13 protein-coding genes, 1 tRNA gene and 2 pseudogenes are annotated in these 14,516 nt (G+C 69.3%); 8 read left to right on the forward strand and 8 right to left on the reverse strand.

What is annotated here, in order from left to right:
- Nucleotides 1–90 precede the first annotated feature (90 nt).
- Both AC4OXY_RS37625 and AC4OXY_RS37630 read left to right on the forward strand, forming a co-directional pair.
- Entirely contained in the window at nt 91–1,038 is a 948-nt protein-coding gene (locus AC4OXY_RS37625) for a beta-ketoacyl-ACP synthase III (RefSeq protein ID WP_491991849.1), read from the forward strand.
- Nucleotides 1,039–1,236: 198 nt separating this feature from the next.
- Entirely contained in the window at nt 1,237–1,914 is a 678-nt protein-coding gene (locus AC4OXY_RS37630; RefSeq protein ID WP_491991850.1) for a GntR family transcriptional regulator, read from the forward strand.
- A gap of 407 nt (nt 1,915–2,321) precedes the next feature.
- Here AC4OXY_RS37630 and AC4OXY_RS37635 read toward each other — a convergent pair whose 3' ends face one another.
- Nucleotides 2,322–3,569, reverse strand: coding sequence for a low temperature requirement protein A (locus AC4OXY_RS37635; protein ID WP_491991851.1), 1,248 nt, complete (start codon nt 3,567–3,569; stop codon nt 2,322–2,324).
- 381 nt (nt 3,570–3,950) lie between these two features.
- On the opposite strand from AC4OXY_RS37635, the pseudogene AC4OXY_RS37640 reads away from it, so the two are divergent.
- Both AC4OXY_RS37640 and AC4OXY_RS37645 read left to right on the forward strand, forming a co-directional pair.
- Nucleotides 3,951–4,283: pseudogene (locus AC4OXY_RS37640) on the forward strand (aldehyde dehydrogenase family protein); the annotation flags it as partial.
- Nucleotides 4,284–4,460: 177 nt separating this feature from the next.
- A tRNA-Leu gene (locus AC4OXY_RS37645) sits at nt 4,461–4,545 on the forward strand.
- A 136-nt stretch (nt 4,546–4,681) separates the two neighbouring features.
- Here AC4OXY_RS37645 and AC4OXY_RS37650 read toward each other — a convergent pair.
- From AC4OXY_RS37650 to AC4OXY_RS37665, 4 genes are all read right to left on the reverse strand, one after another.
- Nucleotides 4,682–4,807 carry a hypothetical protein gene (locus AC4OXY_RS37650; protein ID WP_491991852.1) on the reverse strand — a complete coding sequence of 42 codons (126 nt, stop codon included), beginning with the start codon at nt 4,805–4,807 and terminating at the stop codon, nt 4,682–4,684.
- Between the two features lie 348 nt (nt 4,808–5,155).
- Nucleotides 5,156–5,986, reverse strand: coding sequence for a polyphosphate polymerase domain-containing protein (locus AC4OXY_RS37655; protein ID WP_491991853.1), 831 nt, complete (start codon nt 5,984–5,986; stop codon nt 5,156–5,158).
- Complete coding sequence (locus tag AC4OXY_RS37660) at nt 5,983–6,615, reverse strand: DUF4956 domain-containing protein (RefSeq protein WP_491991854.1); 633 nt, start codon at nt 6,613–6,615, stop codon at nt 5,983–5,985. The genes AC4OXY_RS37655 and AC4OXY_RS37660 overlap by 4 nt, the downstream gene beginning before the upstream one ends.
- A 1,558-nt stretch (nt 6,616–8,173) precedes the next feature.
- Entirely contained in the window at nt 8,174–8,728 is a 555-nt protein-coding gene (locus AC4OXY_RS37665) for a lytic transglycosylase domain-containing protein (RefSeq protein ID WP_376288649.1), read from the reverse strand.
- Between the two features lie 831 nt (nt 8,729–9,559).
- Here AC4OXY_RS37665 and AC4OXY_RS37670 point away from each other — a divergent pair.
- From AC4OXY_RS37670 to pspAB, 3 genes are all read left to right on the forward strand, one after another.
- Nucleotides 9,560–9,994 (forward strand): mechanosensitive ion channel domain-containing protein, encoded by a 435-nt coding sequence (locus tag AC4OXY_RS37670; RefSeq protein WP_491991855.1) that lies wholly within the window; start codon nt 9,560–9,562, stop codon nt 9,992–9,994.
- 198 nt (nt 9,995–10,192) lie between these two features.
- Complete coding sequence (gene htpX / locus AC4OXY_RS37675) at nt 10,193–11,107, forward strand: zinc metalloprotease HtpX (RefSeq protein WP_362820381.1); 915 nt, start codon at nt 10,193–10,195, stop codon at nt 11,105–11,107.
- A 36-nt stretch (nt 11,108–11,143) separates the two neighbouring features.
- Nucleotides 11,144–11,713 (forward strand): PspA-associated protein PspAB, encoded by a 570-nt coding sequence (pspAB, locus tag AC4OXY_RS37680; RefSeq protein WP_491991856.1) that lies wholly within the window; start codon nt 11,144–11,146, stop codon nt 11,711–11,713.
- Nucleotides 11,714–11,813: 100 nt separating this feature from the next.
- Here the strand turns inward: pspAB and AC4OXY_RS37685 are convergent, their stop codons facing one another.
- The 3 genes and pseudogenes from AC4OXY_RS37685 to AC4OXY_RS37695 form a co-directional block, all read right to left on the reverse strand.
- Nucleotides 11,814–12,083, reverse strand: coding sequence for an AMP-binding protein (locus AC4OXY_RS37685; protein ID WP_491991857.1), 270 nt, complete (start codon nt 12,081–12,083; stop codon nt 11,814–11,816).
- 118 nt (nt 12,084–12,201) lie between these two features.
- Nucleotides 12,202–12,516 (reverse strand): annotated as a pseudogene (locus AC4OXY_RS37690) (AMP-binding protein); the annotation flags it as partial.
- 200 nt (nt 12,517–12,716) lie between these two features.
- Nucleotides 12,717–13,025, reverse strand: a complete 309-nt coding sequence (locus AC4OXY_RS37695) for a DUF3759 domain-containing protein (RefSeq protein WP_071379009.1) — start codon at nt 13,023–13,025, stop codon at nt 12,717–12,719.
- 689 nt (nt 13,026–13,714) lie between these two features.
- Between AC4OXY_RS37695 and AC4OXY_RS37700 the strand changes: the two genes are divergently transcribed.
- Complete coding sequence (locus AC4OXY_RS37700) at nt 13,715–14,167, forward strand: hypothetical protein (RefSeq protein ID WP_356038758.1); 453 nt, start codon at nt 13,715–13,717, stop codon at nt 14,165–14,167.
- Nucleotides 14,168–14,516: the final 349 nt, after the last annotated feature.

The following is a 14,516-nucleotide window of genomic DNA, read 5'->3' on the forward strand; positions in this document are numbered from 1 at the left end:
ATCCTGTGGCCTCACCTGCCGTCGTACTCGTGAGTCACTGTTCAGACTGGTGGATCCCGCTACCCGCACGGCATCAAGGGGATCTCCGTCATGAACGGCTCGCGCATCGCCGCCATCGGTCATTATCAGCCCGCCAGGGTGCTCACCAACGAGGACCTGGCGGGCATGGTCGACACGAGCGACGAGTGGATCCGCAGCCGGGTCGGCATCCGGACCCGGCACATCGCGGGCCCGGACGAGCCGGTGGACGAGCTGGCCGCGCACGCTGCCGCCAAGGCCCTCGCCGCCGCAGGGCTGGCCCCTGGCGACATCGACCTGGTCCTCGTCGCCACCTCCACGGCGGTCGACCGTTCCCCGAACACCGCAGCCCGGGTCGCGGCCCGGCTCGGTATCCCGCAGCCGGCGGCGATGGACGTGAACGTGGTGTGCGCCGGGTTCACCCACGCGCTGGCCACCGCGGATCACGCCGTCCGGGCCCGCGCGGCCACCCGGGCGCTGGTCATCGGTGCCGAGAAGATGTCCGACGTCACCGACTGGACCGACCGCAGCACCTGCGTCCTGGTCGGCGACGGGGCGGGGGCCGCCGTGGTCGAGGCGTGCAGGCCGGGGGAGGGGCCGGGGATCGGGCCGGTGCTGTGGGGGTCGGTGCCGGAGATGGGGCACGCGGTGCGGATCGAGGGCACGCCGCCGCGGTTCGCGCAGGAGGGGCAGAGCGTCTACCGCTGGGCCACCACGCGGCTGCCCGCCATCGCCCGCCAGGCCTGCGAGAAAGCCGGGGTCGCTCCGGAGGACCTCGCCGGGGTCGTTCTGCACCAGGCCAATCTGCGCATCATCGAGCCGCTCGCGGAGAAGCTCGGCGCCGTCAACGCGGTGATCGCCCGTGATGTCACCGAATCCGGCAACACCTCGGCGGCCAGCATCCCGCTAGCCCTGTCCAAGCTCGTCGAGCGGGGAGAGCTGAGCGGCGGCGATCCGGTGCTGCTGTTCGGCTTCGGCGGCAACCTGTCGTACGCCGGGCAGGTCGTACGCTGCCCGTGACCGGGTGAGGTGGGTGCGACAGGCAGGCCTGTGCGCGAGCGGCCGGAAGTGTATGCAGTGGGCGGGGCACTGTATGCAGTGGGCCGGAAACTGTATGCAACAGGCCTGGATTTTGTGCACTGCAGACTGTAGACAAAAGACAATCGATACTGAGCGTCCAGCGCCCACGCGCCAGGCCTGCCCAGGAGGGGGACCGTGATGTTGTCGACCGGACTGCCGCAGGGGAGCGTGCCCAAGCTGGATCGCCCGGGCCCGTTGCGCGAGCGCGTCTACGAGGCCCTGCTGGAGCTGATCACCACCCGCGCCCTGCAGCCCGGCCAGCATCTGGTCGAGAACGAGCTGGCCGGGCATCTCGGGGTCTCCCGGCAGCCGGTCCGCGAGGCGTTGCAGCGGCTCAACACGGAGGGCTGGGTCGATCTGCGGCCCGCGCAAGGCGCGTTCGTGCACGAGCCGACAGAGGAGGAGGCCGACCAGCTGCTCACGGTCCGCACCTTGCTGGAGGCGGAGGCGGCCCGGCTGGCGGCCCTGAACTCCGACGCGAAGGGCGTCGAGGCCCTCTTCGAGATCGTGAAGGAGGGCCGGACGGCGGTCGCCAAGAACGATGTGACCCGTGCCGTGGCGCTGAACGCGGCCTTCCACGCCAAGGTCATGGAGCTGGCCGGCAACGTGGTCCTAGCCGAGCTCGCCGCGCAGGTCGACCGTCGGGTCCGCTGGTACTACACCCCCGTCGCCAAGATGCGCGGCGGCACCTCCTGGTCCGAGCACTCCGACCTCGTCTTCGCCATCAAGGAGCGGGACGAGGAGAAGGCCGGCCGGCTGATGCGCGAGCACACCGAGCACACCCGGCATTCGTACCACCACCGCAACGAGTCCTGAACCGGCCGCCGTAGCTCCCTGCGCCCGCCCCTCCCGTCACCGTTTTCACGGCTCCGCAAAGGCAACCAATACCGGCTGCGGGCGCGGAACCGCTACATCTGGTGGATCTCCACGGAGAACCCTTCTGCCAGGACGGAGTTCAGGTGGTCCGCATGTGCACCCAGCCATTGGCGAGCACCGGAGAACTGTGCCGTCAGTTCGACGAGCACGTAATTCTCGGAACCATCCGTCGACCCACTACAGACACAACGACGCAGGCGTTGGCTCACCGCGCCCGTCCACTCCGGTCCGTCCCCGCGCACTGCCACCGCCTCATCAGCATCCACGGGGCACATCGTTCCAGGCGCCCTGAAACAGCACCCATCCACCGTGACCAAGAAGACAGGGGAACCCTCGCTCGACGACCGTCAACCTCCTGCGCCTGCCGTACCCCGAGACGGAGCGGCGCCCACGGTCCGGGCGCACCAGCGGGCCTCGATCGCCAGCATGGCGACCAACACGGCTACCAGCAGCAGGAGTTCGCCGTAGGCGGGCATGCGGACGCCGGCCGCTGCGGTGGCCAGAGCCAGCGGGGCAGTGGCGGCGCGGTGGCGGACGGGACGCAGTCCGAGGGTCGTCCGGAACGCGGCGTCGCCCGCGAGGAACAGTGCCACCCCACCCGCGAGTGCCAACGCGGGTCCCCAGTGCGGGTGTTGGGTGAGATGCCCGAGGGTCGTCTTGATGCCCGCCGACAGGCAGGCGATGCCCAGCAGCATCGGCAGGAAGGCGTAGTAGTAGGCGTTCATCGCCAACCGCCAGCGGGCGGGCGGCGGGGTCGCCCGGAACGCGGCCTCGGCGGCCTCCTCGTCCCGCACGAAGTACGTCCACCACAGCGCGACCGACAGCGCGAGCGCCAGGAACGCACCCGTGAACAGGCCCGGGGTGAGCGGCAGATCACCGATGCCGACCCCGATGGAGATGACGGATTCGCCGAAGGCGATGATCAGCAGCAGGCCGTGCCGTTCCACGAAGTGAGCCGGATCCAGGGCCCCGAGCTGCTCGCGCAGCACCGCCGTACCGCGTCCGTCCCTGTGTCCCGGCCCGCGCTCGGCGACGAACGGCGTCACGAACTGCAAGGCGATCGCGAGCAGCCACAGTCCGTCCGCCGCGAGCCCGTCTACCAGCCCGGCGGCGGTCACCGACAGGGCCGCGAGCGCGTTGGTGACGCCGTACCAGATGGAGTCCCAGCCGTGGCTGCGGGTGTACAGGGTGGTGTGGACGACGACCACGAGCAGTAAGCCGGCACCGAAAACCACCCCGGTGTCCTGGAAAACGCGCGGGATGGCGAGCGCGCACACCAGGAACGCGGCCATGCCGCACATGAGAAGCAGCCGCCGCGACGGCCGGTCGGGCGGCACCTGGTTGGTGAGGTAGGCGTAGGCGCCGTACATCCAGAACAGCACGATCATGATCAGTGCCACCCGGCCGGCCGTGGCGAACGACAGGTCGTGCGCGAGCAGTACGGTCAGCTGGGTGAGGGTGAAGACGAAGACCAGGTCGAAGAAGAGTTCCAGGGTGGTGACGCGGCGCCCGGTCTCCCCGGCCTCCCCGGTGCCCTCGGCCCGCCCGCTCTCCTCGGGCTGCCCGGCCGTCGTGGCCGACTGCGTGGTGTGCATGCAGTGTTCCCCCTCCGGTGATCGGTGTGCAGATCGTAGAGGGGGAGCCACCACGGGTGACGCTCAGGCGCGGGAATCGTTCAGGCGGGGATAACGGACAGGCACGCCCTTGCAGGGGCGGGGCGACGAGATGGCGGCTGCTGCGGCTGAGGGGCGCCGTGGCGGCGGGTCTGCTGCTGCTCGGGTTCGCTTCCCAGGCACAGGCCATCGACTCCACCGTCTCGCTGAACAACGCGCGCACGGGGTGGGACGCGAACGAGCTGGCCCTGTCGCCGGCCCTGGTGTCCTCGTCGAGTTTCGGACAGCGCTGGTCCACCGCGGTGAACGGCGCCGTGGAGGCCCAGCCGCTGGTCACCGGCAAGCACGTGGTCGTCGCCACCGGCGGAACCCTTCGGGCCGGTCGACACGATCGTCCTCGTCGACACCGAGGCCGAACTGCTGGCCGCCATGAACGCGTCCAACGGGGCGCTGGTTGCCACCCTCGCCACGGACGACCGGACCGTCTACGACCGGCTCGCCCCGCAGATCCGCGCCTTCAAGACCGGGCACGGCGTACCCCGCTCCCGCGGCGATCGCGACGAACTGTTCGGGGGCTTCGGTGCCTCCTGGCGCGGCTCCTTCGTCGGCGGCGATCTCCTGGTGCGCGCCGTCACCCAGGGGCCGGCGGGGGAGCGGCCGCCCGGGAACTCCCCGGAGTACCAGCTCATGCCCTGATTCATCGCACCGTGTACACAGCATCTCGCATTCTGTATACCGCCGGCGATCCCGGCGGCCCGGCCGGCCCGGGCCGCCGCCCAGGGCACGGATACGCAGGTGAAAGGCACTCCGAAACCTTGGTATTGTTGTCCATGTCGCCGCGGGGAACACCCCCGGCAAGGCGGCAGACACCTAGTCCGGGTGGCGGAATGGCAGACGCGCTAGCTTGAGGTGCTAGTGCCCTTTATCGGGCGTGGGGGTTCAAGTCCCCCCTCGGACACAGAGAGAGTTGCCCCACGACGTCCTGTGTTCTAGGGCAGGGGGTATCGGCACCCGCTTTCGGCTCCCGGCCGGGGCGGGTGTTCGTCGTTTCGGTTCGGCTTCTCTGCCTTCGCCGGATTGTCGCTGGGCTTTGGTCAGCTGATGGTGATCTCTTCTGCCTGGGGTGTGTTCGCGGTCAGGGTCCTGGCCGCTGGGTCGTAGGTCAGGATGATCTCCTCGCTGCGGAGGTGGGCGATCGCCTGGGCGGGTGTGGGTTGCACCGCATCTCGGCTGACGGACGCCGACCCGGGAGGATCCAGACGGCTGGTGAGACGGAGGCGCAGGGCCGGCAGATGTGGCAGAACGTGGTCTTCGCGGACGTAGGTGTTGGAGATGCGGCCGGGGTCGGGGCGGGTGGTGCTGGTGTGACCGTGGCGGCAGCGGCAGCGGCAGCGGCAGCGGCAGCGGCAGCCGGCCGCCGGGGCCAGCCATGCCACACCGGGCGCGCCCACGAGCGAAGATCCGCGCGACAGGGCCCCGGTGTCCGGCCGGGAGGACGCACATCGCCTCCCGGCCGCAGGGCTGTCCCGGCTGCGGGCTCGTCATGCCACCGGGCTTTCACCGGCCGTTCAACGCTCCGGCTCCGGGGCCACCTCACCGAAAGCACGGCGGGAGGCGCGGCGCCACCGGCTGGCGGGGAGCGCGGGTCGCAGTGCGGCGTAGGCGCTGCAGTACTTGGTGAAGACGGCGGGGCGTATCCCGTGGGCGTGCAACAGGCGGTCCGCCTCGGTGAGATGCCCGGTGGTCTTGGTCTCGACGAGAACGAGGTCGTCCGTGCACCGCACGGTGCGCCCAGTGCGCATGTCGTCGCAGACCAGTGCCGCGTCGCAGGTGATGCGCTCGCCGTCGGCCACGAAGGTGGCGCGAATGTAGTCGGTGCACAAGGACGGTTCGAGGGCTGCCGGGGCGCCGATGCCGTACGCGGTGCGCAGGGTGTCGGCGAGGAACCCCCGGCAGTGGGGGTCGAGCGGGGTGGCCGCTCCGGTCAACGGACGGCGGCGTTTGACGGTGTCGCCGCGCGGCCCCTTGAGCTTGATCTCGAACTGCCGCTCACCCGTGTCTGTGTAGACCCGTTCCCGGATCTTGAAGCGGAGCCGGCGGCCCTGCCGGTGGTCGTGGAAGGAGCGGAGCTCGGGGGTGTCGTAGTAGACGGAGTGGTAGCGGAAGGCACGTCGGCCGTCTATGGCGAGGGCGCGGAAGGGGCCGCCGGGCCGGTGCGGGTCGGTGAGCCGGCCGACGATGCGCAGGAAGGTGTTCGCGGGCACCAGGTAGCTGTGGTCGAAACGCGCGAGGAGAGCCGCCCGTTCGTTGAGCTCGTCGAGCGAGATCGGGCTGGCGCCGTGGGCGGCGTCGCCGATGGCGCGGACCGCAGCGGTGGAGCGGACCGATGCGGTGGTCATGCGCTTTCCCAGGTGGGTGTGGTCCGGTGGGCGGGTCCGGCGGCGGGCACGGGGCGCCGGTCGGCCGGGGCCACTGTGCTCTCGCGGTAGCGGACGTCGACGACGGTGAGGTCCCGGACGAAGTCGACTTCCATGACCGTCCAGTGGAGGGGCTCACCCAGGCGCCGTGCGAGGTCGGTGCGGAGCGCGGCCGGGTCCTCGTGGACGGTGTCGAGAGTGACGACGGCGCGCCGGGTGTCGGCCAGGAGGCGGGGGCTGTCGGCCGCCCAGACGATGAGGAGCAGGGTGGCGCACAGCCCGCCGGTGAGCGCGAACGGCAGCCTCGGCAGTCCGCAGAGCAGGCCGAGGACAAGGGTGGTGAAGTAGTAGGCGACTTCTTCGTGCTGCACGGCGTCGGAGCGGAGTCGCACGATCGAGAGCACGCCGAAGAGGCCGAAGCCCAGGGCCGCCCCGCCGCTGCGCACCTCGGCGAGGGCGGTGACGACGGTGAAGAGGCCGGTGTTCAGGGCGAGATAGGCCGGCACGAGGTCGCGCCGATGGTGGCGCGGATAGTAGATGGCGAAGGTCAGCACGCCGACGGCGGCGAGGTCGAGCCCGAGGTGGGCAGCGAGATGCCGTAACGACTCCATGACTGCACTCCCTGTAAGTACCGAGGCCGGAAGGCCCCGAAAGACCGGAACGAGAGACAGACGGTAGGTGAACGCATGGCGAACATGTATTCGCTTGTGGAGAAACGATGCGCCTCCTTGATGGCCTTCGGCACCAATTGACCGGAAGCGCACACCTCCTGTCGCGTTCGCCTCTCTTGCCGACCGCCTTCGACTGGAGTTGGCCCGGGAGGGATTGGAGCGTCTCCGGATCGCGCGGGAGACGGTCGCCGAAGTGCTGGTGGAGTTGGTGCCAGAGAAGCGCGGGCGCGGTCGATCCCCACCGGCCAACCGTGGCTGAGCCGGTGGCGTCGGCGTATGCAGGGGCCGAGCGACAGGTCATCGGAGTGCTGACCGTGCCGAACTGGCAGTCCGGGATGAGGCCGGAGATCCTGCCGAGGGTGTATCAGGACATCGTGGAGGTGGTGGCGGAGGCGCCGGGGCCGGTCCGCGCCAAGCAGATCGTGCCGAGGATCGGGCTGCCGGTCGAGACCGGGAAGATCGAGGCCACGCGGGCGAATGAAGCGGCTGGTGGAGCGGGGGCTGGCTGGATGAGGATGTTCCGGGGCCTGTTCACTTTGGCCCCCGTCGGGGCGGTGCTTCGCCCAACTCCCGTCAACAGTAGGGCTCTTCCGTGCCTACATTCGAAGGCGCGACCCAAACGATGCTGGACGGGAAGAGCCTTGAAGATGACACCGTACGACACTGATGCCGCCGCTGACCCCTTTGCCGCTCCCTCAGCGCCTTCGAGATGCTGACCACCTCGCTGTCAGGCAGCGATGCGGGCACCTGGACCCACACTGAACTGGAGGAATACCTGGACGGCCGGGCGGGAACTGCTTCGCCTGCTGCTGCAGGGCCGCCTCGAGCTGCGCGCGGTGCGAGAGGAGGAACAGGTTCGTTCCGGTGGCGGCCCGGTCGTGGTGGGGCCGGAAGGCCGTGTGCGGCCCTGGCAGGGGACCGGACACGCGCGCTGGCCGGCCACCGTGTTCGGGATGGTCCGGGTCACCCGGGTCGCGCCCACCGAGGCCGGGGCGCGGGCAACGTCCATCCCGCCGACGCCGTGCTGTCCCTGCCGGCGGGCCGGGGCTACGACGAGCAGACCGCCTTCCCCGACACCGCTTGACTGATCAACCGCATCGGATGTCTGTCTCCGCACGGGCGGCACTGTTCGCCGTTCCGCTCCCGACTGAGGTGGTCCATACACCTCGTCCACGCCGCTCTCGCTCACAGGTCCGAGCCGGGCTCCGGTGTCCTGGCCGTTCTGATCGCGGCCTCGATGCGGACCGCGTCGGCCGTGGCCCGTACCTTGTGCACCCGGACGGCTCAGGCTCCCTGGGCGGCGGCGATCGGGGATCGCCGGTCGCCGGGTCCGCCGGCAGCGTGCCCAGGAATCGCTTGCGGGAGGCCGCGACCAGGAGCGGACGGCACAGCCGTCGCCAGGCGTCGAGCCCGGCCAGCAGAGCCCGGTCGTCCGCCCGGGTTCTCGTGACGATGCCCAGTCCGGGGTCGTTGATCGTCTGACTCGGTGCAGGGGGCTTTAGTCGCCCGGAGGGTTGGGCGACGCGCTGATCTGCTTGGCGTAGGTCTGGGTGTACTTCGGGATCAGTGTCTCGATCCGGTTGACGTAGTTCTGTGTCTCGGGGATCTGTGGGATGCCCTGGGCCTTGAGTACCGCGTTGGGGCCGGCGTTGTACGCGGCGAGTGCGAGCTGGGTGGGGTCGCCGGGGACGCCCTTGACCTCCTTGAACAGGTGGCACATGTAGGCGCCCTGGGCCGGGATGGCGTCTTGTGGGTTCCACACGTCGGCCCGGCCGTCGCCGGTGTAGTCCTTGCCCCACTCCGCCCAGGTCGAGGGTTGGAACTGCGCGATGCCCTGGGCTTTGCCGGAGTTCGCCTTCGGATTCCAGTGGCTCTCCGCGTCGAGTTGCGCGGCCAGCATCGGAACGCTCAGCTCCGGGCAGGTCTTGGTGGCTGACTGAACGGTCGCCAGATACTGACCGGGAATGGTGGGCAGTGCGGGCGGTCGGGTCAGCCACCAGAGGGCACCGAGGGCAGCGGCGATGACGAGTACGGCTGCGAGGGCCAGACCCACCAGACACCCTCGGCGGCCGGAGCGTCTGGTTTCTGTCTCCGCCGGAGAAGATCGGTACGTCGTGGCGGGCGACGACACCTCCCAGTCGAGATGTGCGGGCTGCTGACCTTGCCGCCACACCTCGCCGCTGTCGGTCGCTCCGGCTTGCTGCTCTTGCACGTGCCCAGTCCGTCCGGTCGGTCGTCGGGTGCTCTGTCGATGACGGGTAGGACGCATAGGGCGTCACGTTAGTTGCAAGATCACGCAAATGAGCAGGTGCGTGGGGGATTGCCACACGAGGGAACCCGCCTCGGCCGCCCGCCGCGATACCTGAACCAGCGCCGCACATTTGAGGGCTCCTGCCCGGACGGCCCTCAAGACACCTTTAGCGGACGCTGTCCGGATTACCTGTGTGACGTGAGGCTGCGCAGAGGTGCTTCATCGGCTTGCCGGGCCAGGCGCCGCCCGGCCGGACAGCAGCAGCGAGGCGCACGCGCTGCAGGACAGCACCCGTTCCCGGCCCTGGCAATGCCCGCGGATGTGGTGAGGAGGCCGTGGCCGAACGGCAGCCGCACTTTGGGCGATCGGGAGGGGCTGATGCGGAAACCTTCGAAGATGAGCACGACACGCGCCGGGGGATAACGGCCTCATTCTTCCTGAGCGTCGGCCTCTTCCTGCTTGCCGGGTCGCCGGGTGTCGAGCCTGGGCACCCAGGCCGAGGGCCGCGTCGTCCTCAGAGTGCCGAGCGCCCTGGCGGATATTCGGCCCCTGCGCCGTAGACCCGGGCCGCCTCGCACACCACGTCTGTATGCGGACCACCGACGAGTGGACGCCGGAGCACGAAGGTATCTGGTGAAGCTTCTGACCGGGCGGATCAGCGACAGCCGGTCGGCCGCGCTGCGGGTCCTCTGCCTGCTTTGCGGCTATGCCCTGGTCATTCTCGGCGCCCTCAGCCTGGTCCGAGTGCCGTGGGAAAAGCTCCTGCTGGGCGGCGCGCTGACCGGAGTGATCCTCGGGATCGCCGCGCAGCCGGTCTTCGGCAATATCTGCGCTGGTCTGGTACTGCTCGTCTCGCACCCTTTCGCGATCGGTGAGCGGATCAGCATTCAGTCCGGACCCCTCGGAGGCCGGATCGAGGGCGAGGTGACGGACATGACCCTGTTGTTCGTCCAACTCCATACGGAGGACGGTCAGGTGTTGCTGCCCAACAACGCTGTGCTCGGCGCGGCCATCGGCCCACCCCGCTCGCGAGGCTGTCGCGCGGTGACAGCTGACGGGAGGCCGTAGTCGGCCGACCGCTTTCGGTGGGTTCTCTCCGATCGCGTTCCGGCGGCTATACAGGAAAGGGCACCCCCGCTGCCGCAGCTGCCCTCCGGCACATCCGAGATCCTCACGCCGGCCACGCCGCATGGGAACTTCCGGGGCTTGTCGAACGTCACCACAGTGGGATCCAGCGGGGGTCCGAACAGAAGTGGAGCATGGCCGATGAGCGGGACGAGATTCGCGCCGGACCGGGGCCTGACCAGCCGCATGGTGGCCACCATGTTCATGATCGGCTTGCTCTACGTGGTCTTCGTCGGGGCGCTGCTCGTGCTGCTACGCGGTGCCTGGCCGCTGGTGGCCGTCATCGCGGGTGGCATTTTCATCGCGCAGTTCTGGTTCAGCGACAAGATCGCCACGTTCAGCATGGGCGCCCGTGAGGTCACCGAGCAGGAGTACCCGGAACTGCACGGCGCGGTCGATCGTCTCTGTGCCCTGGCCGACATGCCCAAGCCCCGTGTCGCCGTCGCCGACAGCGACGTCCCGAACGCATTCGCGACCGGCCGCAATGCGAACAACGCCGTGATCTGCGCCACGACCGGCCTGCTGCGCCGTCTGGAGCCGGAGGAGCTGGAGGGCGTGCTCGCGCACGAGCTCTCGCACGTCGCGCACAAGGACGTTGCCGTGATGACGATCGCCGGGTTCCTCGGCGTGATGGCCGGCTTCCTTACACGGGTGGGCCTTCAGTTTGGTCTGTGGGGCGGGTTCGGTGACCGCCGCGACGACCGTGACGACGAGGGCCTGGCCCTGCTGGTGGTGATCGCGGTCAGCGCCGTCGTCTACGCGGTCAGCTTCCTGCTGACGCGCCTGCTGTCGCGCTATCGCGAGCTGTCCGCCGACCGCTCGGCGGCGCTGCTCACCGGCCGCCCTTCCGCGCTGGCCTCGGCGCTCACCAAGGTCACCGGCGCGATGGGCGCGATCCCGACGCGCGACCTGCGCCAGGCCGAGCCGTTCAACGCCTTCTACTTCGCCCCGGCCTTCTCCGCGCGGCAGAGCGCGGGCAACCTGCTCTCCACCCACCCGACACTGGAGCAGCGACTCGACCAGCTCGGCCGCATCTCCGCCGAGCTGGGCCGCTGACGCCCGACGCCCTGACCAGGAAGGAACAGCTCCGCCATGGGCTTTCTCGACGCGCTGCTCGGCCGCACCAAGCCCGTCAGCCCTGACCTCGACCAGCTCTTCGGCCTGCCCTCCGCCGCGATCACCCTCCAGGCTGCAGCCGGCTTCACTCCGACCGGCCTTGGCTCGGTGTGCTTCGCTGCCGCAGAGGGCGGTGCCTTCGCCCAGGTCCAGCAGGACGTTCAGGCGCTGCTCAACGCCGACCAGGGCACCCCGGTCGAGATCAGCCGCGACAGCTACGGCTACACCTGGCTGCTCTCCCGACAGTCGCCGGACGACATCGTCTCCCTTGTCAACGACCTGCACGCGGTGAACACCGCCCTGCAGGACAACGGCTTCGGCCCGCAACTGCTGTGCTCTCTGGTCGCTTTGGCCAACCCGGAGGGCCGCAGGCTCGCGCTCGTGTACTTGTACAAGCGGGGAACCTTCTACCCGTTCTCGCCACTGCCAGGTGAAAAACGCGACAACGCGATGGAGCTCCAGGTGAAGACGGTGATTGCCAACGACCTGCGGGTCGAACAGGATCTCGGCCGCTGGTTCCCGCTCTGGAGTGCGCCGGGGCTGTGACATCCCGCGCCCAGGGCCGCGTGGGTCTGGCGCGGTGGAAACGGCTGGCGCTCCGCGCCTGATGCGCTGGTCAAGACCGGCCTGGTGGCCGAGGAGGCTGTTATGGCTGTGCCTCGCGCGGGTCCAGGAAGTCAGCGAGCCCGGCCCCCAGCCGTGCCGAGTCCGTCGGGCCGGCGATGACGGTGGCGCAAGCGGCCCAGGTGGGCCAGATCTCCTCGATGGAGAAGTCGAAGGAGATGGTCATGTCCTGGTAGACGCGGTCGCCGGGCCGCATGTCGTAGACCGGGCCGACGACCCGCAGGAAGCTGCGGATGCTGGACCGGGCGATCTCCGCCCCCTTGGGCCTGCCGTTCGAGCCCGAGGTGTACATGATGTACGCCAGCGGGCCCGCACCTCTCGGCGTCTTCAGGCGGCCGTGTGGACGGCAGCAGCGTCCACTCCTCGACGCATCCGTCGATCTCGATGACCGGGCACGGTGCGCCGGATGCCAGGGCGGAGGTGGTGAGCAGGGCATCGACGCCGGCATCTCGGAGGATGAAGTCCACCCGGTCGACGGGCGTCGCCGGGTCGACCGGTACGAACGCCGCGCCCGCTTTGCACACGCCGAGCAGGCTCGCGTACATCTCGACCGGCCTCGGCAAGAGCAGCGCCACACTACTATCCGAGCCGAGGCCGAGACCACGCAGCCGGTGGGCGATCTGGTTGGCCCGGGCGTCCAGTTCGGCATAGGTCAGCCCGCTGCTCTCCGCATTCGAGGGCGACGGCGTGCGGGGTCCGGTTGTAGGAGTCCTCGAAGAAGCGATTCAGGTTGCCTACTGCCGGGCAGGTGCCGTCCCAGTCCGGGGCGACGGCGACGCGTTGGTGTCAAAGGTCGTGTGGTGTCCCCTGGAATGCAGTTCCGAAGCATGCCAGTGGCGCCAGGTTCCGCTGTGCCTCACAACATGGGGAGGTTGACGGTGGCCCCCTCCGGTGAGGGAGAACCGGAGGGGGCGAGCCGATGCGGTCAGGCGGTGGCGAACTCCGGGGCGATGCGCGCCGCTGCGGCCGCCGCGTGGCGCTTGACCTGCTGTTCGTCAAGGTGGTCCAGGCCGAGGTCGGTCATGAGCCGTTCGGCCTGCTGGCGCGCCAGTGCCTCCAGGGTGTTGGTCAGGCTCTGGTTGTCGATCGGCTGCCCGGACTCCTTCAGCTTCCGGGTAGCCTCCCAGGCAGCCGCGTGGCCGGCCTGCTCCTCGGTGACGTTGCGGTCCAGGCCGGTGCCGCCGTAGATGACGGTGTGGGCGTCCTTGTACTGCCTGATGCTGTGCTGAGACACGGTTTCTCCTCGTCTAGGGCCCGACCGGTCTCTTGCCTGCCGGACGGGCACCACACCAGAAAAACTCGGCGCGACCGACCCCCGCCCGGCAAACACCCCCGAACGGGTGGCCTCCAGCGACCGGCACGCACTGCGGCACAGGTGCGGTCCAGGCAGGCTATTGCCCTGACCGATCTCCGCCGAAGGGATGACGCGTTCGCTTGGACGAGTTCCCTTGCGGCGGTGGCCGCCTGGCAGGGTTCAACGTTGATTCAGGCGTGGATGCCGTGAGCGACTGGGCAACCGACGCGCGCTTCGCTGAACGAGTTGGCTGCGTCACCACATGGACGACTGAGCGGCTCAAGTCCTGCGCCACGCTGTCACAGAGGGGTGCGGACGGCACGTACGGCGGGACTTCGATCCGGGCTACATGATCAGGAGGTCGGCCATCCAGCAACTCCACGGTGGCTACTCTATGTAACTTAGTTACGCCATTTCAGTGATGCGTGGTAAAAGTGAGATAGCCGCGGCTGGTGGGAGATCGCGTTGCCTGACCTGCGGCTTTATCGGACGCGACGGGCGTTTCAACGGCTGACGTACTCGCTTCGACATGCCGGTCCGCCGTGCTTGGGCCAGCCTGGGTTCGCGAGCCGCCCGAATGGCTGACTCGCTCCCAGGGGGGAAACTCCTACGAAGCCAGGAGACCCACAATGAGCGTGACCCGAAGCCGCCACGCCCGTGCGCTCGCCGCCGGTGCTCTGTCCGCCGCCCTGCTGTCGACCGGTACGGCCGGTGCCGTCGCCGCGACCGGGACGCCGACCCCCAAGCCCTCCGTGACCCGTACCGGCATGCCGAGCATGAAGCCGTCGCGGACGCCGACCGCGATGGGTTCGATCACCGTCTCGGCCAACCGCAAGGCCGTCAAGGTGGGCAACACCGTGGTGTTCACGGGCCGAGTCAGGGGCATCAAGGCCGGTTCCACGCTGGTGCTCCAGCGCATGCGCAACGGCAAGTGGACCACGTTGAGGACCACGGCGGCCGTCAACAAGAACGGCACCTACACGATCAGGCGGACATTCACCAACAAGGGTACGGAGCAGGTGCGGGTGGCGACCAAGTCCGGCACCTTCCACTCCTCGCCCGTCACCGTGAAGGTCAGCTGACGTGAGCTGATGCGGGTCCGCAGCCGATCACGGCGCGTTCGGCCCCGAAGCGGGGCTGGGCAGGGTTGACCTTGTCCAGCCCCGCTGTCGCGTCATCCGAGGCGACCATGTCCTGCCGCGGTCCAGGAGCGGATCCGGGTGGGGGCCACACAGAAAGGAGTCACAGCACTGCCTACCGGAGCGGCGGGCAAGGACCTCGAAGGGGTGCTCGGGCGCGGTCCGCGCGCCCAGCCGAAGTTGTCATCCTGTCTTGGCCTGGTCGAGGCAGGTTCGGCGGGCGAAACCCGCGTCAAGGGCAAGGCGCGGATGGGCCGACCGTGGATGGAGCGATCGGGTAGCCAAGGCGGGC

This window comes from Streptomyces sp. HUAS MG56 (assembly GCF_058673395.1).